General features: G+C 27.8%; 18 protein-coding genes and 1 pseudogene. 14 read left to right on the top strand and 5 right to left on the bottom strand.

The features are described from left to right. Nucleotides 1-99: 99 nt before the first annotated feature. Both thyX and osm28 read right to left on the bottom strand, forming a co-directional pair. A complete protein-coding gene (gene thyX, locus QIA19_RS00550) occupies nucleotides 100-897 on the bottom strand; it encodes an FAD-dependent thymidylate synthase (protein WP_301365030.1) in 798 nt (265 codons plus the stop codon). A gap of 239 nt (nucleotides 898-1,136) precedes the next feature. After that, nucleotides 1,137-1,910 carry a porin Osm28 gene (gene osm28 / locus QIA19_RS00545; protein ID WP_012672322.1) on the bottom strand — a complete coding sequence of 258 codons (774 nt, stop codon included), beginning with the start codon at nucleotides 1,908-1,910 and terminating at the stop codon, nucleotides 1,137-1,139. A 534-nt stretch (nucleotides 1,911-2,444) separates the two neighbouring features. On the opposite strand from osm28, the gene QIA19_RS00540 reads away from it, so the two are divergent. The 10 genes and pseudogenes from QIA19_RS00540 (at nucleotide 2,445) to QIA19_RS00495 (ending at nucleotide 13,568) form a co-directional block, all read left to right on the top strand. Next, the gene (locus QIA19_RS00540) at nucleotides 2,445-3,335 is read left to right on the top strand and encodes a complement regulator-acquiring protein (RefSeq protein ID WP_301365028.1); all 891 of its coding nucleotides are present in this window, start codon (nucleotides 2,445-2,447) and stop codon (nucleotides 3,333-3,335) included. Nucleotides 3,336-3,544: 209 nt separating this feature from the next. Then, entirely contained in the window at nucleotides 3,545-4,369 is an 825-nt protein-coding gene (locus QIA19_RS00535) for a complement regulator-acquiring protein (protein ID WP_301365026.1), read from the top strand. A gap of 239 nt (nucleotides 4,370-4,608) precedes the next feature. Next, a complete protein-coding gene (locus QIA19_RS00530; protein WP_301365024.1) occupies nucleotides 4,609-5,475 on the top strand; it encodes a complement regulator-acquiring protein in 867 nt (288 codons plus the stop codon). Between the two features lie 308 nt (nucleotides 5,476-5,783). Next, nucleotides 5,784-6,689 (top strand): complement regulator-acquiring protein, encoded by a 906-nt coding sequence (locus tag QIA19_RS00525; RefSeq protein ID WP_301365022.1) that lies wholly within the window; start codon nucleotides 5,784-5,786, stop codon nucleotides 6,687-6,689. A gap of 233 nt (nucleotides 6,690-6,922) precedes the next feature. Then, on the top strand, nucleotides 6,923-7,771 hold the full coding sequence (locus tag QIA19_RS00520) for a complement regulator-acquiring protein (RefSeq protein ID WP_301365021.1): 849 nt from the start codon (nucleotides 6,923-6,925) through the stop codon (nucleotides 7,769-7,771). Nucleotides 7,772-7,980: 209 nt separating this feature from the next. Next, entirely contained in the window at nucleotides 7,981-8,772 is a 792-nt protein-coding gene (locus QIA19_RS00515) for a complement regulator-acquiring protein (protein ID WP_301365019.1), read from the top strand. Between the two features lie 237 nt (nucleotides 8,773-9,009). Next, nucleotides 9,010-9,765 carry a complement regulator-acquiring protein gene (locus QIA19_RS00510; protein WP_301365017.1) on the top strand — a complete coding sequence of 252 codons (756 nt, stop codon included), beginning with the start codon at nucleotides 9,010-9,012 and terminating at the stop codon, nucleotides 9,763-9,765. Between the two features lie 523 nt (nucleotides 9,766-10,288). After that, nucleotides 10,289-11,491 carry a complement regulator-acquiring protein gene (locus tag QIA19_RS00505; RefSeq protein ID WP_301365015.1) on the top strand — a complete coding sequence of 401 codons (1,203 nt, stop codon included), beginning with the start codon at nucleotides 10,289-10,291 and terminating at the stop codon, nucleotides 11,489-11,491. 168 nt (nucleotides 11,492-11,659) lie between these two features. After that, nucleotides 11,660-12,508 (top strand): annotated as a pseudogene (locus QIA19_RS00500) (complement regulator-acquiring protein). A gap of 151 nt (nucleotides 12,509-12,659) precedes the next feature. Next, nucleotides 12,660-13,568: a complement regulator-acquiring protein gene (locus QIA19_RS00495; RefSeq protein ID WP_301365013.1), complete on the top strand. Its 909-nt coding sequence runs from the start codon at nucleotides 12,660-12,662 to the stop codon at nucleotides 13,566-13,568. A 225-nt stretch (nucleotides 13,569-13,793) separates the two neighbouring features. On the opposite strand, the gene QIA19_RS00490 is transcribed toward QIA19_RS00495, so the two are convergent. Continuing rightward, a complete protein-coding gene (locus tag QIA19_RS00490) occupies nucleotides 13,794-14,000 on the bottom strand; it encodes an Lp6.6 family lipoprotein (protein ID WP_012672288.1) in 207 nt (68 codons plus the stop codon). A 246-nt stretch (nucleotides 14,001-14,246) separates the two neighbouring features. Between QIA19_RS00490 and QIA19_RS00485 the strand changes: the two genes are divergently transcribed. The 4 genes from QIA19_RS00485 to QIA19_RS00470 all read left to right on the top strand — a co-directional run bounded on the left by QIA19_RS00485 (nucleotide 14,247) and on the right by QIA19_RS00470 (nucleotide 18,095). Further along, nucleotides 14,247-14,870 (top strand): hypothetical protein, encoded by a 624-nt coding sequence (locus QIA19_RS00485; RefSeq protein WP_012672344.1) that lies wholly within the window; start codon nucleotides 14,247-14,249, stop codon nucleotides 14,868-14,870. Between the two features lie 354 nt (nucleotides 14,871-15,224). Beyond that, nucleotides 15,225-16,043 (top strand): hypothetical protein, encoded by an 819-nt coding sequence (locus tag QIA19_RS00480; RefSeq protein WP_301365010.1) that lies wholly within the window; start codon nucleotides 15,225-15,227, stop codon nucleotides 16,041-16,043. Nucleotides 16,044-16,142: 99 nt separating this feature from the next. Next, a complete protein-coding gene (locus tag QIA19_RS00475) occupies nucleotides 16,143-16,382 on the top strand; it encodes a hypothetical protein (RefSeq protein WP_301365008.1) in 240 nt (79 codons plus the stop codon). A gap of 468 nt (nucleotides 16,383-16,850) precedes the next feature. Continuing rightward, a complete protein-coding gene (locus tag QIA19_RS00470; protein ID WP_012672339.1) occupies nucleotides 16,851-18,095 on the top strand; it encodes a hypothetical protein in 1,245 nt (414 codons plus the stop codon). 39 nt (nucleotides 18,096-18,134) lie between these two features. Here QIA19_RS00470 and QIA19_RS00465 read toward each other — a convergent pair whose 3' ends face one another. Together QIA19_RS00465 and QIA19_RS00460 are read right to left on the bottom strand one after the other, a co-directional pair. Further along, complete coding sequence (locus QIA19_RS00465; RefSeq protein WP_012672285.1) at nucleotides 18,135-18,704, bottom strand: DUF777 family protein; 570 nt, start codon at nucleotides 18,702-18,704, stop codon at nucleotides 18,135-18,137. After that, nucleotides 18,694-19,626, bottom strand: a complete 933-nt coding sequence (locus tag QIA19_RS00460) for a DUF693 family protein (protein WP_012672295.1) — start codon at nucleotides 19,624-19,626, stop codon at nucleotides 18,694-18,696. Before QIA19_RS00460 ends, QIA19_RS00465 begins: the two co-directional genes overlap by 11 nt. Nucleotides 19,627-19,711: the final 85 nt, after the last annotated feature.

Below are 19,711 nucleotides of genomic sequence, written 5' to 3'. Positions count from 1 at the left end.
TAATAAGAGTTTATTAGTATACTAATAAACTCTTATTAAAGGCATTTTATAGCATTTAATTTACAATTTAATAACTAAATGTTAATACACACTTAAAAATCAATCAATTCCTAGTTTATCTTTCAATAAGTCCAATTTTTCAGCATCCATGCTAAGCTTATTTAAATCCAAAGCATTAATAATTGCAATTATCTCTTCGCGAGAAAATCTCTTTCCTCTTAAAAAATGATTTTCAAAACTGTTAAAAGCGATAGGCACAATTTCTCTTACTATGCTTATCAATGCTTTAGCATATTCACACATTTCTTTTGGCGAATTTTCTTTAATTTCTTTTGGACTGTCTAGGGCTAATCGCAATTTAATAAAATGAAAAAGATTATTTAAATCAATTTGCCAATACCATTCGGTATATAAACTTAAAGGCAAAACTATTCTTGAGAGTTCTTTTGGAATATTAGAATTGATCATATCTTGATAAAGCTCATAAGAATGTTTTTGATGCTGCTTTATTTTGTCCGACAATTTTTCCAAAGACTTAAACTCTTTTTCAGAGCTATTAATAGAAGTTTGACACTTTAAATCTTCTTCTAAGGGGACATAAAATTCCTCTCTTGCCAAGCTATAGCATCCAGAAACTTCATTAATCCTTGCGGTTCTATGCCTCATCCATTGCCTTGCAACAAATATTGGAGCTTTAACATGAAATGTAAAAACCACCTGCTCCAATGGGCTTGTGTGCCCATTTCTTATTAAATAGTCAATAAGTTCCTCATTTTTTCTTTTAACACTCTCTTCTCGATAAGAAATCCTTGCAGCCTTAACTATTCTCTTATCATCTCCCATGAAATCAATAAGTTTTAAAAACCCATTATCCAAAATTTTATATTCTTTATTCAAAAATTGATTCTCCTTCCTTAAGGCAAATTTTATTAGTTAAGAATATAAATATGCAAGTAAATATTAAAAATGTAAATATTCAGAACGAAAATATTCAGAACGAAAATATTATATCATAAGAACAGCCTTAATAGGGAGATCAATATTGACCTTATTAAATAAAAAAGGCAGAAACTAATATAATTAGCTTCAAACCTTTTTGCTTTAACCTCTAATTATTTATAAATTTATATATCTAACTATTTCATGTATAAAGAAATAGCCATTACTTTTGTAAGATCTCTTGCACCTTGAGCTACCTTAACAACATTAGAAATAGCCTTTGCAACATCTTTTTTTGCTAATACTTGATCCTTATTTGACGGATTCAAACCATTAACCATATTGAGAACTTTTTGAGCCTCTTGAACTGTTTCATCCAAAGCCCTTTCAGAAGCCATTAAAGTTTCTTTAACTTGCTCCACTTTAGCAAATTCTTCTTTTGTCAATTCCAATTCCTTATTATTCGGAGATTTATTTGACATTATTTGCTTCTCTATTAAAAATGTTGCTTCACCAGCAACAGAAACAGCTTTTTGGGTTTCTTGAACAGCCTTTTTAGACATTTCAACAACCTTGTTTGCATCCTCAGCAACCATTCCTGAACACTTTGCCACAATAGTTGCTTCTTTTGATGCAACAACAGCCCCTTTAGCAACATCTGACATCAAAGACATTGAACCTACAAACTTTTTAACCACTCCCGCATCATTTGATTCTACCAATTCAAGAGATGATTCTCTAACTCCTTCTAATTTACTAGAAACATCTTCGGTTACCTTGTTAATAGCGGCTAGAGCTTGATTAACTTGATCTTTTTGATCTAATTTTTTATTATCTTTTTGACCTGAGTGTTCTAAAACATTGGATTGAGGCTTGAGAATATTTGCATTGTTAGAATCTGCAAACACATTTAAACTTACAAATCCAAACAATAATCCATTAATTATTAAATTACTAAATATTTTAGTCATTGTTAATTCTCCTTATTTAAACATTTATTTTTATTATTTTAAAACATAACTAAATTAGAATCAATACATATTTGAATAAAAACATATAATTAACTTTTTTAATTAAGAATGACCTTAAAAATAAAGGGTTTTTAATAAAGATTAAAAACACTTAGATTTTACATTAAAATGGGGAGAACGGTGTTATTTCATAATAGTTAGATTTATTATTATAAAATAACACATGAAAAATGTAACTCAATCACAAACAAAAACAAGGCTAATAACAAAAAATTTTAAAATTAATGTACTTTAGCAAACATTGACATTAAGATCAATACTAATTACATTGCTAATAAATTCAAAAAAACCCAAACGAAATATTTTAAGCTTTTTTTAAAAAAAATATTTTAAACAATTAATTTATTAAATTGTATTTTAAATGCATAAAAAAACATTGAAAATTAAACAAATTGAAATATATTTATATTAGAAATCAAAAATATTGAGCTTGCCAAATAAAACTAATGATTAATTTTTTTTAAGGATTGCGTTTTGCAAAGAAACAAAATTTGGAAAACATTGAAACTGTTTCAAATAACTTTACTGGTCTCATGCTCTTTTTATTCTAAATCAAACAACACAGAAGCGACAAGTGAATTACAATCAAGCTCCATTGAACTTGGAAAAATTAAAGTTTTACAAAAAACAGAAAAGATTGTAAACACCCAAAATCTTCAAAACTTACAACAAAGCCAGTTCTTTAAAACTGAAAAAGAAAAAATAATTAAAAAAATTGCACAAGAATTTGATGAGAATGAAAAATTGATTAATAAAATAGGTCCAAATATCGAAATGTTTGCTCAAACAATAAACACAGATATTCAAAAAATCGAACCTGCTGATCAATTTGGAATAAATAAAACCTCATTCACAGAAAAAAAAGACAGTAATATTGACTTTATGTTACAAGACAAGCGACTTAGAAGATTATTTTACTCATCTTTAAATTATGATGAAAATAAAATCAAAAAATTAGCCACAATACTCGCGCAAACATCAAGCTCAAACAACTACCATTACATACTTATTGGTTCAATTTTTTGGACAGGATTTAAAATCCAAGAAGCATTTGAAGGCACTGTTAATATTTTAACTAAAGACAAGCAAAAGCGCCTAATTTTTAATTTTAGAACAAAAACAGTAAAAGAGATTCAAGAAAATTTTGAAAAACTAATACAAGAGAGAAATTCATGGATAAAAATCGTCGATAACATTATTGACGAATATGACAAAAATACGGGAGGATGCAAAGCTGATGGAAAAATTCTCGGAGAAGTAATAAGGGTTGGATACGAACATAAACTCGACTCAAATAAAAGTATGCAAATTTTAAACAATATTGAAACACCGCTAAAAACCTGTTGTAACCACATACACTACTAATTGGTGGTGTATGTGCGGTTGGTGTACGAATCAAAGGAGGTTAACATTAAAAAAAGCTTAAAATATTAAAAACATAAAATAGAGATTTGATTTTTTAATATTAAATAATAATATTGTTATTCGACAAATCTTGCAATGCAGTTATATTATTTTGTATTAAAATCAATCACCATTAATTTTGACTTATAAATATGCATAAGGAGAGTATTTTGACAAAAGCTAAACTAAATATAATCAAGCTTAATACTATTGCAATGATATTAACTTTAATTTGCACTTCATGTGCTGTTAATCCAATTGATCCAAAAGTAAAAAGCCGCACTGATATAAAAGAAAGCAACCAAAAATCTGGAAATCCAGAGTCTTTAAATCAAAAATATCAAGAAGAAACTAAGGTCTCAAAATTAGAAGCACTTACCAAGAAGCTAAAAGATCAGAAAAATGAAGAAATTGCAAAAATAGCTAAAATTACAGAATCTGATTTCATAGATACTCTTGCCAATGAAATCAAACCCATTTATTTTGATACAGCAACTAAAGAAACTAAAACAAATGCAAAAATGCAAATAAAAAGAATAATTTATTCATCTTTAAATTACGATGAAGACAAAATGAATAAATTAAAAGAAATTCTTGAAACGCTTAAAGGTAGCCCCGATTACGAAAATATAATCAGAGGACTACTTTATCACAAAGCACTGGGCATTCAAGAACAACTAGACAGCCATTTAGAATTAATACAAAAAAAAGAGGAATCAAACGATCTACTAATACACGCAGAATTTGACCTAATGCTAAAAGAAAAGTTCAAAGAAACTTTAGAAAAAACTGTTAAAGAAGCTTCCCAAATAATTAAAGAAATTGAAGAATATTACTCTGTAGAAAAAAATAGAGAGGGTCTTGATACAGAAATACTTAAAAAAAATGAAGATGCTTATAAAAAAGATTGCATAGCATACTACATAAATGAAAATTACCAAATATTTGATTATTCTACTTACAGTGCGGAATTTAAACAAAACCAATTAAAGTAATAATATAAGCAACAAACAAATGTTGCACTTGATATTTTTTTAAAAAAAAGAGAAGTTAATTCTTCTCTTTTTTTAGACTCATAATCTAAATCTAAACTGAAAACAACAACATCTTTTATCAAATAAGATTTGTTATTTGGAAATACTGCAATACAGTTATATATATTATTTTATGTTGAAATTAATGCATGTTAATTTTAAATTAATATTTGTTAATTTCAATTTATAAGGAAATTATTTTGACAAAATTTAAACTAAACGTAATTAAGCTTAGCGTCATTGCAGCGATATTAACTTTAATTTGCATCTCGTGCACCGTTAATCTACTTGATCCAAAAAGCCCAACCGATGTAAAAGAAAACGCCGAAAATTTAGAAAATGAAGCTGGAAATCCGGGATCTTTAGAACAAAAATCCCAAGAAGAAACTACAGCCTCAAAATTAGAAGCAATTGCCAAAACACTGGAAGCTCAAAAAGAGAAAGAAAATACAGAAATAGAAAAAATCAAACAAGAATCTGATCTCTTAGAAACTCTTGACAGTAAAATCCAGCCTGTGTATTTTACCGAACCAGGAACAACCGAAGAAACCAAAAAAAATGTAAAAATGCAAATAAAAAGAATAATTTATTCATCCTTGGATTACGAAAAAGATAAAATAAATAAATTAAAAGAAATTATTGAAACACTTAAAGACAGCCCAGATCGCGAATATATAGCTAGAGGATTACTCTACCACACAGCACTAGGCATTCAAGAACAAATAGAAAAGAATTTAAAATCAATAAAAGGCGGATTCACTACTTTAAGCGAAAAAGAGTTGGAAGAGCTGCTAATACACGCAGAATTTGACTTAAAACTAAAAGAAAAGTTTAAAAAAACTTTGGAAAAAACGGTTGACGAAGTTTCCAAAACAATTAAAGACATTAAAGATTATTACTCTGCAGAAAAAAGCAAAGAATACAGTCTTAGTGATTCAGAAATTAAAAAAATTGAAGATTCTGTAACAAAAGAATATATAGTAGGCCACATAACTGAAAATTACCAAATATTTGATTCTGCCACTTACAGCGCTGAAAAAAAACAAACGGTAAATCTAGACAACTAGCATATCCAAAAAAAACAATGTGTTGCGCTTGACACTTAAGAGGAGCTAATTTCTCTCCTTTTTTCAAGCTAGCAATATAAATCCGAACCAAAAATAACGCTCCTTTAAAGTTTAAATTTAAACTTTAAAGGATTTTTTAATATCAAAAAAAAGAAATAAAGAAAAACGGCCTAAAAACAACAATAGAAATTTAATCTTTTAATTCTTATTTAAGAATGTTGTTATTTGACAATTGTTGCAATATAGTTATATTATTATTTTGCATTAGAATTAATAAATATTGATTTTTAATTTGTAAGGAGAGTATTTTGACAAAATTTAAACTAGGCATAATTAGGCTTAGCGCCATTGCGGCAATATTGGCTTTAATTTTCATTTCATGCGCTAATAACCCAATTGATCCAAAGGTAAACGGCTACGCCAATGTAAAAGAAGACACAGAAAATTTAAAAAATGAAACTGGGAACTTTGCTTCTGAAAATCAAGAAGAGCGAAAAGATGCAATCACAAAATTAAAAAAATTTGGCAAGGAACTGGAAGATCAAAAAGAAAAAGAAGATGCTAAAATGCCTAAAGATACTAAGGATAATTTAGCAGATGATCTTGGAATATACCCTATGTATTATGGAAAAGATCAAGAAGCTAAAGAAAAACTTGATAAAGCTCCAGGAACTAAATTTACCGTAGTAGATGCAGAAACTCAAAAAACTGAAAAACTGAAAATAGAAAGAATAATTCAAGCTTCTTTAAATTACGAAGAGGTAAAAATAAAGAAATTAAAAGAAATTCTTAAAAAAGCTAAGGGAAAAGCTAAGGAAAAAGTTGAGGGAAAAGATGATGGCGAATACATGATTAGAAATCTACTCTATGGCAAAGCTCTAGATATTCAAACACAAATAGACAGCCATTTAGAATCAACAAAAGACGATAAATTAAAAACTCTAAGCCTAGAAAACTTAAAAGAACTACTAATACACGTAGAATTTGACTTAATGCTAAAAGAAAAGTTCAAAAAAGCTTTGAAAAAAACTGTTGAAGAAGTTCCCCAAGAAATTCAAAAAATTGAAGAAATTAAAGAAGATGATAAAAAAGAATACATAATAAGCCAATACATAATAAGCCACATAGCTGAAAATTACCCAATAATATTTGATTATTCTACTCACAATGCTAAATCTAAACAAAAAAAATTCGATGAATTAAAAGCAATATAATCTAAAGAAAAAATAATATATTGCACTTAATGTTTTAAAAAAGAGAAGTTAATTCTTCTCTTTTTTTTTGCTTACAACCTAAATCCAAATAAATCCAAACTAAAACACAATAATAAATTTAATCTTTAATTAAGAAATAATAAAATTGATATTTCAATATATTGAAATATAGTTATGCTATTTTTTTGCATTAAAATTAATAAATATTAGTTTTAATTTATAAGGAGAGTATTTTGATAACAACTAACCTAAACACAACCAAGCTTAGCATCATCGTAGCAACACTGACCTTAATTTGCGTCTCATGTGCCGTTAGTCCAATGGCTCCAGAAGTAAACAGCTACACCAATGCAAAAGAAGACACCGAAAATTTAAAAAATGCATCTGGGGACATTAATTCTTTAAGTCAAAAATCTCTAAAAGAAGTTACAATCGCAAAATTAAAAGAACTTGGCAATAAACTAACAGCTCAAAAAAAAGAAGAAGATGCTAACATGCCTAAAGATACTAAGAATTTAGCAGATGAACTTGGAATATACCCTATGTATTATGGAAAAGATCAAGAAGCTAAAGAAAAACTTGAAAAAGATGAAAAAACTAAATTTACCGTAGTAGGTGAACAAACTCAAAAAACTGAAAAACTGAAAATAGAAAGAATAATTCAAGCTTCTTTAAATTACGAAGAGGGAAAAATAAAGAAATTAAAAGAAATTCTTGAAAAAGTTAAGGGAAAAGATGAGGGCGAATACATGATTATAGATCTACTCTATGGCAAAGCTCTAGATATTCAAACACAAATAGACAAACATTTAGAATCAATAAAAGAAGATAATTTAAAAACTCTAAGCGAAGAAAATTTAAAAGAACTACTAATACACGTAGAATTTGACTTAATGCTAAAAGAAAAGTTTAAAAAAACTTTGAAAAAAACGGTTGAAGAAGTTCCCCAAGAAATTCAAGAAATTGAAGAAGAGAGCATAATAAGCTACATAGCTGAAAATTACCCAACAATATTTGATTATTCTACTTACAATGCTAAATCTAAACAAGAAAAATTAAATGAATTAAAAAAAATAATCTAAATAAAAAATAATATATTAAACTTTATATTTTAAAAAAGAGAAGCTTTAACTTCTCTTTTTTTGGGCTTACAGCCCAGAACCAAATAAATCTAAATAAGTTCAATCCAATTATATTAATATTATTATTTGACAATATTATTAATATAATTATAATATTATTTTATATTAAAAATTAATTAATACTGGTTTTAATTTATAAGGAGAGTATTTTGAAAAAAGCCAAACTAAATATAATCAAGATTAATATTATTACAATGATATTAACTTTAATTTGCATCTCATGTGCACCTTTTAACAAAATCAATCCCAAGGCAAATGGAAACACCAAGCTTAAAAAAAACACCAGGCTGAAAAAACCCGCCAATCCGGGGGAAAACACCCAAAATTTTGAAGATAAATCTGGAGACCTTGGCGCTTCTGATAAAAAATTTATGGGAACTACCGCTTCAGAGCTAAAAGCAATTGGCAAGGAGCTGGAAGATCGAAAAAATCAATACGATATACAAATAGCCAAAATTACTAATGAAGAATCTAGCCTATTAGATACTTATATTCGGGCTTATGAACTAGCTAACGAAAATGAAAAAATGCTTTTAAAAAGATTGCTTCTTTCATCTTTAGATTATAAAAAAGAAAACATAGAGACATTAAAAGAAATTCTTGAAAAACTCATAAATAATCACGAAAACGACCCCAAAATTGCTGCAAATTTCCTTTATCGCATAGCACTAGATATTCAATTAAAACTGGAAAAGCACTTAAAATCAATAAATGAAAAACTGGACACTCTAAGCAAAGAAAATTCAAAAGAAGATTTAGAGACATTGCTAGAACAAGTAAAATCTGACTTACAGCTACAAGAAAAGTTTAAAAAAACCCTAAACAAAACTCTTGAAGATTACCGTAAAAATACTAACAACATTCAAGAAAATAAAGTACTAGTAGAACACTTTAATAAATATTACAAAGACTCTGATTCTTTACAATCTGCCTTTTATTAATTTTAATAAAAAAATTAATATATTGAACTTTATATTTTAAAAAAGAGAAGTTTTAACTTCTCTTTTTTTTAGGCTCACAACCCAAATCCAAATAAATCCAATCTAAAAATAACAATAAAATTTAATCTTTAAATATTAAATAATAATATTGTTATTTGACAATTATTGTAATATAGTTATATTATTATTTTATATTAGAATTAATTAATATTAGTTTTAATTTATAAGGAGAGTATTTTGACAAAAGCTAAACTAAATATAATCAAGCTTAATACTATTGCAATGATATTAACTTTAATTTGTATCTCATGTGCACCTTTTAGCAAAATCGCTCCTAAAGCAAATGCAAACACTAAACCAAAAAAAATCACCAATCCGGGGGAAAACACCCAAAATTTTGAAGATAAATCTGGAGACCTTAGCGCTTCTGATGAAAAAATTATGGAAACTACCGCTTCAGAGTTAAAAACAATTGGTAAGGAACTGGAAGATCAAAAAAAAGAAGAAAATATACAAATAGCTAAAATTGCTAAGGAAAAATTTGATTTCCTAAGCACTTTTAAAGTTGGTCCTTATGATCTTATTGATGAAGATATCCAAATGAAAATAAAAAGAACGCTTTACTCATCTTTGGATTATAAAAAAGAAAATATAGAAAAATTAAAAGAAATTCTTGAAATACTTAAAAAAAATTCCGAACATCACAATATAATTGGAAGATTGATTTATCACATATCATGGGGCATTCAATTCCAAATAGAGCAAGATTTAAAATTAATACAAAATGGAGTAGAAAATCTAAGTCAAGAAGAATCTAAATCATTACTAATGCGAATAAAATCCAACTTAGAGATAAAACAAAGACTTAAAAAAACCTTAAACGAAACTCTTAAAGTTTATAATCAAAATACTCAAGACAATGAGAAAATACTGGCAGAACACTTTAATCAATATTACAAAGATTTTGATACTTTAAAACCTGCCTTTTACTAATAAAAAGAAAAATAATATGTTGCACTTGATATTTTAAAAAGAGAAGTTAATTCTTCTCTTTTTTTTTTAGACTCATAATCTAAATCCAAATAAATCCAAACTAAAACACACCAATGTCTTTCAATTTTTATAATAGTTTAAATTTAAACTTTAAATAATTTGATATACATTTATAATATGTAATAAAAATTATTTTGTACCCAGAACTACATTTTTACAAAAGGAGAATATATTTTGAAAAAATACAAATTGGCGTTTACTAAACTGGGAAAAACGTTACTTTTGTGTTCATTTGTGTGTTCGTGCTTTGATTGGCTCAAAACAAGAACTTGTCGCAAAAATAGAGAAATAATAGGGCCAGTAGTAGAATAAATAAAAAAGAGCAAAGACTTTGCTCTTTTTTATTTATATTTATTGATTATTCCTTAATTTGAACTAAGTTTTTAATAATTAATAATTAATTTTAAATTTTAATTAATTTTGATTATTAAAATTCATTAAAAAGAAATCGAGGAATAGTATTTTGAAAATTAAACCATTAATACAATTAAAGCTCCTGGGATTGTTTTTATTTTCTTGCACGATTGATGCCAATCTAAATGAAGATTATAAAAACAAAGTAAAAGGAATGCTTAATAAGACAGCAGATGATCAAGAAACAACAAGTGCTGATACAAACTCAAATGCTGCAAAAAATATACCAATTGCTGACAAAGTAGCAGCAGAGCTAAAAAAACAATCGCAAGCGGCAAAAACAGTAGCAGCAGCACCAAATAAAGGATCGCAAAATCAACAAGCAGCACCAAGCCCACAATTGCAAAACTTAAATTTTAGCGCAGATCTGTCAAATCTGCCAAAAACAACAGCAGCAAGAGCTGCAACACTGACAAAACAAAAAACACCTATTCAAGCCGTTACAACCGTACCCGGAAATACAAGAACTTTTAACAGCAGAAATAGCGGGCTGCCAACATTTGCCCTAAGTTCCAGCTTTAGTCAACCAACAAGACAGCAAACAAATTCAAGCTTTGCTGTGCAAACAACAACATCTTCTGGCAGTAAATTACAAACATTAAAAAACGAACTTATTAGAACAATTGCTGAAGAAAAAAATACTACACAAAACAACTTTGGATTTAGAGAAACTCACGATCAATTCAAAATGAAAGATTATGTATTTGATCTAATAGATGTTATTTCAAGTGGTAAAGTTTATGACAGAAGTTACGCGCCAAAGCTTAGCTCCGACACACCAGAAGCAGAAAATGAAAGAAAGAGATTCTATGCACTTATGGATTTTGATCCAAGCAAAATCGCACGATTTGGATCAATAATGGACCTTCTTTACGATGAGGAGCAAAATCACAGCTTAATAAGAGAATTAATGATATCAGGGCTTGGAACACAAATTTCTTTTGAACTTGCACTAGACGAAATAAATAAAAAAATTGAAATCTTTAACCAGGATTACTTAAACACTAAAATTAACAGTTTTGATTTCACCATGAAGCTAAAAGAGCTTCAATCAAAACTAGATCAAATAGTAGATGAAAAAGACGAATGGGCAAGACACGCTTTTGAGCTTATTAATTATGCAGATCCTAATTATTACTCAGGCGACTCTAAATCTTTAGCAGAGTACATTCAAAACAACTATCTAGACAAAATGCAAAATGCTCGCCAGTCTATTCTTGAAACATACATTAGTATCACAGAGCTCAAATAGTTTATTTAAAAAACCAAAATAAACTATTTTACAAATATTTAATCAAAAGAAGGGACTAGATCTCTTCTTTTTTTATTGTTCTATTTCAAATTTGAACTAAATTTAAATCATTAAGTATTAATTTTAAATAATTAAAATTACTTAAAATTTTTATTAAAGGACCAAATTTTGAATAAAATAAAATTATCAATATTAATAACATTGGGGATAACGACATTTTTCTCTTGCGATCTAAACAACAAAGACAACAAAGACAAAGTAGCAAGTTTTACGGAAACAAAATACAATGAATTAAATCCTCAAAAAGGCACAAAAACACAAGAACAAAGATCAACAAAAAACTTAAAAGTTTCAAACAAAGGCGAAGCGGATCTAATTGACAAGCTTTTTGAAATTTTAGTAAGAGAAATGACAATAATAAAAAAAGAAAAACTTCAAACAGAAATATCTAGCCAATTTGGACTAAAAAATAGCATGTTTGAACTGCTTAATGTTTACAAAATTGACTCCACAAATGGCACAAGGCTTCAAGAAAAAATGAACTCAAGCCTCGCAGAATCTCAAAAAATGAGAAGACAATTTTATTCATCACTAAGCTACAACACCACTGATATTTTCAATTTAGCAGAGATTGTAAACAAGCTTTACCAAGACCCAAAAGCCCACGATACAATAAAAAAAATATCAGGTGGTATACGAATCTAACAAGGATTTGAAGTTGCACTTGAAGATTTAGCAATCAACATGGACAAGCTAAAAGCAAATGATTTTAACAAAAATACTTTGGAAGAAATTTATAATTTAATTGTTGATTTAACCTTAATAAAAAAAGAATGGCTTAGCACAATAGAAACACTAATTAAAAGCTCAAATGCTACCTTGGAGCTACAATACAATACAGAAAAGCTAAACGACCACATTGAGCAAACATATAAAGATACTATGATTTCTCTTTGCTTGAAATCCGAGCAAACATTACTTCACTTAGACACATTATTTAAATTTAATAATAATTAAAAAATAAGACCTTTTACCCAAAGAAAGCACATGCTCTCTTTTTTTTGAATTCTTCTTGTACAATAACAATTTTGAATTAAAGTTATTAATGGGGTAATTAAAATTATTAATTAATATAAATTACTTAAAATTTTTATTGAAGGATAACATTTTGAAAAATAATAAATTAATTGCAATATTTTTATTGCATGTATTAACTGTGCTAATTTTGCTTTCTTGCTCTCTGGAAGTAAAAGACAGCAATGAAAGCAAAAAGCATAAAAAAGGGAAAGGGAAAGGAAAAATAGAAAATCTGCTTGTTGCTATTAATAATTTAAAAAATCCAACAAAACCCGCAGCTGGAAAAAATAAAGCAAATTCAAAGGCTTTGAAACAAAAAAATAATCCCAACGCTAATGCCAACAATGCTCCAAAAAAAATATTAGATCCTGAAGCTGCAGAGCTAATACAAAAAATACTGGACAGATCTGAGAATATTATTCAAATAAGCAAAATGGATTCTTCCAGGGGTGAACCTAATGACCAATTTGGAATGAGAGCAGAAATATTTAGTAAAATATTTTTCAATGCAAGCTCAACAGTGCATTTTGACGACCACGAATATACAGAAGAGAGAAGAATGCTTTACACATCTTTAAATTTCAACGAAGGAAAAATTTTTGATCTTGGGCAAATTTTATCAAAACTCAGCCAAGACTCAAACTACAGAGGTTTGGTTAAAGAAACTCTTATAAACAGAGGATTTAGCATTCAATTAGCAATGGAAGAAATCAGCGCAAAAATACTAAATGTAAAAGATAAACTACAACAGCTAAACAAACCTAATTTGGAAACACTCTACAATGATTTTGAAAAACTTACACCACTTAAAGAAAAATGGCTAAAAGACACAGATGACCTTATTGATGAGTACAATACTAACCCTGACTTACAAACTGACATTTCAAAATTAAATGACACCTTAAGATCAAAAAATTCAAGAGCTCAATTTGCAGACATTCACGATATAATTTTGGACTTAGTAAACACGACTACCAATATTCTTGCTCCAATTCAGTAATATTGGTTTTGCATTCAAAAGGGGGGAGAGAGGTTTAAAACCTCTTTCCCCTTTTTTTATATTTAATTTTAATATTAATTTAATTTTTCTAAATCAAAATAATAAATAGAAATGTTTGATATTATTGAAACTGAAAACTAAAAACTTTTTTAATAAAATTTATCAAAAAAGTTTTTTAAAATAGTTATTAGTACTGTATTTAAATTAATTTATAAGCAAGTATTATTACTTTTTCATTGACTTTGTCATAGGTTGCTTCATTGATTTGGTATTTTTGTCTGGCATTGACTTCATCATATCTTTATCTGGCATTGGAGCTGTAACTTTTGAATCTTCATCGCTAGTATTTTTCATCTCATCTGAAATTCTTGTAGTTTCGCAAGCAACAAATAATATTGCACTCAAAAATATAGCGTACATTAATTTTGTCATTGTTTATTCTCCTTCTTTAGAATTGATATTATATTAAAATATAATTTTAAAATAATCAATATCAATTGGTTTTTTATTCTAAATAAAAAAAGTATTAAATAATTTACAAACTATTGATAAAATTCGTATAAAATGATATCTTATATAAATAAATTTGGACTGAGGAATAATTAAATATTTGTATGTACATAAATTTTAATATTTTAAAAAATAATTTAAATAAATTTAATATTACAAGAGATAAATATGAGTGCAATTAAAAACAACCTAATTTACAAAAATGAACATGCAAAGCCTTTAAATCCTATTCTTTGTGCACAGTTTTACATTAGAACTTACAGCATAGATTCAAAAGCAGCAATCGAAATAAAATCAGAAGCAAAATATTTAGACCAATACGATAAAATCACACTAACAAAAGGCAAGCTAAAATCAATTAGCATACTGGCTCACAAAACCAGTATGGATAAAAAAGGTTTAAAAAACCTACTTCAATTAAAAAATCACAAAGATTTTAATCATTTTTATGAAAATAATTACATAAGATGTTGTTTAAATTTTGAAGATAGACAAAAAAAAGAACTGAATTTAATGCCCTTGTTTCATTATCACAGCTTGTTAAGCATCAACAAGGCAATTCTAAGCAAAGACAAAGACGGCAATTTGCAATTTGGAAGCTCATTTTACGTATCAACCAATCACAGCTGGAAATATTTAAACTTTGCCAAATTTCAAAAAAGCCTAAATAAAATTAAACTTATCTACTCTAATTATTCTAATAAAAAATATTACATTAAAGTAAGTCAAAGCATTTACGATGCACTAAAAATATTAACCAATGTTTCAAGACTAAAAGAATTTATCAAATAATTTTATTTATTAAAATTAACTTAAACACTTCCCACACACGTTTCAAAGAGGCTCTCAATGCGAGCCTTCTTTGTATAAATTTCAAAAATAAGTAAAATTCATATTTTAAAATGTGAGCTATACTTTAAGAATAGCTACATACTTCATCAAAGCCAGTAGACTATTTAAATCAATATAAAATAACACTACTTTTTAACTACCTCCAAAGAAGTTCTTTTGCATTAGAGAACTTCTTTTTTCAAAAATTAAGTTCTCTATTATTTTTAAAAAATTTAATCAAATTAGCTTTAAAACAACTTATTAATAATTAATATTAATTATATAATGAAAAAACCAAAAGATAAGGAGAAATAAATGAGCAAAAAAGTAATTTTAATATTACTAGAAATTTTGATCTTGTCTTGTGATTTATCTATCAATAAAGAACAAAAAACCAAAGAAAAAACATCTGAAAAGCAAAAATCTGAAAAACAAGAGCCTGAAAAACAGAAACAAAATGCAGCAAAAATAATCCCTACGGCATCAATTCAAACGATAGAAATAAGGGAATCAAATCAAATTCCAAAAAGCATTGAGGAATACTACAAACAAGCTTATCCGATTCAAACATTCACTCTTGATTTTAGCATCGCAAGAGAAAAGGAATTTCTAAAACCAGAAGATAAAATCTTGCCCACACAGGGGAAAGTGGTGTCTTTAAGCATATTAATAAATAAAAAATTGTTAAACTTTAAAGCCCCAGAAAATTCAAAAAGCTCAACTTTAAAAAATTTCAAAGAAATTGAAAATATTGAGAATTTCTTCCAAAGTCAAGACTTATTATTTGTCTTAAACCTTAAAGATAAAAATAACAACAACATTATTAACATCATGCTCAATCCCCCAAACGACACCCAAAAACACAAAGATTATATTTTAAAAGACCTTAAAGACACAATTAAAAAGGGCACTGGTGAGAAATACTTAAATCCTATCTATAGATTTCAAATAAAAAACAAAAAAGATTATCATTCAATAGATTACAACAAAGTGACTATTAGCGAAAAAACAATAGAATTGGACCTACTGCCTCACAAACAAGTCTTTCAAATGAATAAAAATTTCACTCAAATTTTAGACACAATAACAGACGTAAATAATCTAAAATTAGTAATTCAAAAAGAATCAGTGTAAAGTTAAATCGGGCTTTAAAAAAAAAATACATTTAATTGATTAATTAAATCCAATGATATATAATTACAGTTAAATTGCTTAGGTTAAAGGAATGATTAAATGGTTAAAAAAATAATATTTATTTCATTTTCAGTATTTATTGTGTCTTGCAGTGCAATTGGTCGTGGGATTTTAATAGATTCTATTCTTAACAATGTGCATAAAGAATTAGAACAAGAAAAAAAAGATGAAAAAAAGAAAAACTCACAATCAAAAGCCTCAATAGAAGAAAATGCTGACAACAACCCTGAAGAAGATGATGATGATGATCAAAATGAAGAGAGTGAGCAGAGCAATTAAATCATTTTCATATTTTAAAAGCATTTTATTAGCTAATAGTTAAAATCTTAAGCCTACATTTAAATATATTAATATATTCAAAGGAACATCGATTTTCATCCGATGTTCTCCTTTATTGATAAATCTGAAAAATTCTAAGTATGCTGTACACTTAGTACAAAGCAAATCCTTTGTATCAATATAAAAAAGAAGAATGGTGCTTAGAGTTTTAGAAAAATTTAGAAAATTTAAAACCAGCACCACTACTTCAACACCAAATTACAAATGGGCCAAAGGCAACGCATTATAAATTGTTAAATTTTAATTTTTTAAAAACAGTAAGAATAAAAATTTAAAAAAAATAATACAAAATCTATGATACCCCCTTAAATCCCCTTTAAGGGGATTTTTATATTTAAAAATAAAATCAAAATGCAAAAATTGTGGTATAATGTTTCTCAATATTCTTTTTTAAAGGAGTGCGAGGCTTTGAACGGCAAGCTTAGAAAAGCTTTAAAAATTGCAATATTTACAACATTGCTGCTAGTTATTAGCTGTAATGCAAACATGGATACAAACGATAAAAACAAAGCCTTAAACGAATATAAATTAAAAAATATTTCAGAAGTCATTAAAAACAGCTTGCAGCTTGAATCAGACCCTAAATTTAAAAAAGAACCTGAATCAAACATAAATCAAAGCACACCCCCTATTTTGGAAATTGAAAAAATCGAACCTGGAAAACAAGAGATGTCCTTAAAATCCGAATTTGGCAGCGAAAGCTTAATACCACTAGAAGAACTGGAAGAAGCAAATATGGCAAAATCAGAAGAAGAAATTGCAAAAATACAAGAAAAATTATTGTTAATCGGAGCTAATGACGAGATCACAGATCAAGAATTGGGCGAAAATATGCAAAAATTTTTAAATCCAACTACAGTAGAATTTAAAATCTCAACAACCACCAACGAAACAATACTTACCACAATTGAAGAAGAAGAAATTAATAACAACAAAGACAAAATTTTTGACCACAAAGAAGAAAATGTCACTTTAGGAAATAACTCTTTAGAAAATGCAACTTTAAACAAAAACACAATAACCTTAGCACAAAACCAAAAATACACCACTCACTTAAAAAGTAACGACAAACTCATAACAAAAGAATACTCAAAGCAAGTTAGAGACTCTCTAGATAAAGCGCTAAATGCAATAAAAAATTTAGAAACATCTAAAGAATTTAGAGAGCTTGAAAATTTACCAAAGGATCAAGAAAACTCTCTAAGCGCAACAAAAGACTCAACTGAGAGCAACATTAATAATATTAATACCGAGAACATAGAAATAATAAAAAACAGATTGCTCGAAGAGCTAAACAAAAGTGAGCTTATTTTTGAAGAGACTAAAGATCCCCTAGGAACAAGCACAATAAAAAAGGTCATAGATGCTGCTCAAAAATGGCAGGAAAAAGAAAATTCAAGTCAAATAGACTGGGACTTGGGCTTTAAGTTTCACCCAAACCCAAAATTTTACAACAAATTGACAGCTCAAGAATATAAAGTTTTGGCTGAAAAATTTACTAAAGTTAAAAATGAATACAAAAACACAAAAGAACAACTAAAAGCTGAGTCCAAATTAACAACCAACAGCATCAGCAAAATAATTAACGCAACAAAAGAATTTGCAAACCAGGTGATAAACTTAATCTTATTGGTAGAAAAAAATTATCAATAAATCTTTGGCAAAGCTACACTAAAAAAAGAAAAAACTATTTTAAGCAATCGGGCCTGTTTTTCCGGTTGTAGTTGTTGGCGCACCACTACTATTAACATAAGTTAGAGTACCAGAACTGTGCATATGATTTTCAAACTTAGTTCCATTAATCTTTAAATTGCCTTTAATTTCAATATTATCCACATCAATGATCAATTTTTTTGCTTTAAATTTTATATTCTCACTTTGCGCACCAAGCTCTTGCACGCTCAATTCAAACTTATCAAGCTTAATGCCAATTTTTTTAGGATTAAGAACACTTAAAATGTAGAAATAATTTTTATCAAAATGATTATTATCACTTTCTTGGAAAATATTAAAATTACTTTGAAGTAAAATTACCTCATCTTCTGCTGCTAAATCAAAATTAAAGTTAGATATACTACAAGTACTAATCTCTAGCCCTTCGTACTCTTTAATAGTAACAACGCCCTTTTGAGTTTCAAAGTCAAAACTTTTAATAACACCTATTCTACAAATAAAAACATTTTCAAAAAGAAATTGCTTTAACACACCAGTAGAAGAACCTTTTAGGCTGCCTGACCCTGCGCGAAAATCATTATTTTGCATAATACATTCCCCCTTTATCAGAGTAAAGCTCTAGGTTTAAAACACACTCTCTGGTACTGCTTAATCTGGCACTGGTGTTTTTAACCTTGCATTCGAGAGTATTTCCATATCTGTCTTTAAAGCTTAGATTATCTGCAATCTTAATGTTGTGAGTAAACATCACTTGCGCTTGATACAAACTTAAACCAGACTTAAAACCTAAAGCATCCTTTTGAGGTACAAACAAAAGCCCATAATCTTTAAGTCTTTTGCACTCAGCAGAACCAAACTGTCCAAAATTCATGAAAATAAATTTTAAATCAACATCTTGCCCGGGATTTCCAATATCAACAATTACAGCGTCAACGTATCCTTGCCGCCTTAGGTATTCTATTAATCCTTTTGGCGAGTTACAAGCAAAGCTCTCTTTGATCACTTTTGTTTTTTCAAGCTCATTCATAAAAAAAATTGCTTTGTCCTTAAACACATAATTTATTGCATCAGCAATAGTGCTGTCTTTGAAATTCTTATACTCAAATTTTCTCTCTAAAAAGGTCGCTCTGGACAAAAGATACAATTCACACTCAAAACTAAAATTCTCAGCCCCACCAATTCTCTCAACAGGCGCTCCCAAATACCCAGCCATAATAAATTGGTAATCTTGCTGATCTGAAAACTTTTTATAATAAATTTTTACAATGTCTGCAGTTTTAAAATCAGAAAAATCTAAAGGCACATTAAAAATTTGAAGTTTGGCCTTTTTACTAGTTATTAAATTATTCTCAGAATATGTATTTTGAATAAAAATATTTAAATCAGGAGCACCATTTTGAGTGGTAATAACAACTCTGGGCCTAAGGCCTGAAAGCCTGCCGCCAATGCTATTCTTAGAATTAACTGCATTGTAAAATTCAATCTTAAAATCGTACTGAAATATTAACATCTTTTTTAAATAAAACTCCTTTTAAATCAATATTAAATTATTGATTAAATTCTTAACAAATCAGCCTAAAAGCAAAATTTAATTT

The sequence above is a fragment of the [Borrelia] finlandensis genome (assembly GCF_030438365.2).
GTDB classification, from domain to species: domain Bacteria; phylum Spirochaetota; class Spirochaetia; order Borreliales; family Borreliaceae; genus Borreliella; species Borreliella finlandensis.
The sequence above is the reverse complement of the archived record's forward strand: the minus strand, read 5'-3'. Positions and strand labels throughout refer to the sequence as shown.

What these genes read in the sequence shown, in the direction of transcription:
- osm28 (WP_012672322.1), bottom strand. Translation starts at nt 1,910, where the DNA reads ATGACTAAAATATTTAGTAATTTAATAATTAATGGATTATTGTTTGGA.
- QIA19_RS00490 (WP_012672288.1), bottom strand. Translation starts at nt 14,000, where the DNA reads ATGACAAAATTAATGTACGCTATATTTTTGAGTGCAATATTATTTGTT.
- QIA19_RS00485 (WP_012672344.1), top strand. Translation starts at nt 14,247, where the DNA reads ATGAGTGCAATTAAAAACAACCTAATTTACAAAAATGAACATGCAAAG.
- QIA19_RS00480 (WP_301365010.1), top strand. Translation starts at nt 15,225, where the DNA reads ATGAGCAAAAAAGTAATTTTAATATTACTAGAAATTTTGATCTTGTCT.
- QIA19_RS00475 (WP_301365008.1), top strand. Translation starts at nt 16,143, where the DNA reads ATGGTTAAAAAAATAATATTTATTTCATTTTCAGTATTTATTGTGTCT.
- QIA19_RS00465 (WP_012672285.1), bottom strand. Translation starts at nt 18,704, where the DNA reads ATGCAAAATAATGATTTTCGCGCAGGGTCAGGCAGCCTAAAAGGTTCT.
- QIA19_RS00460 (WP_012672295.1), bottom strand. Translation starts at nt 19,626, where the DNA reads ATGTTAATATTTCAGTACGATTTTAAGATTGAATTTTACAATGCAGTT.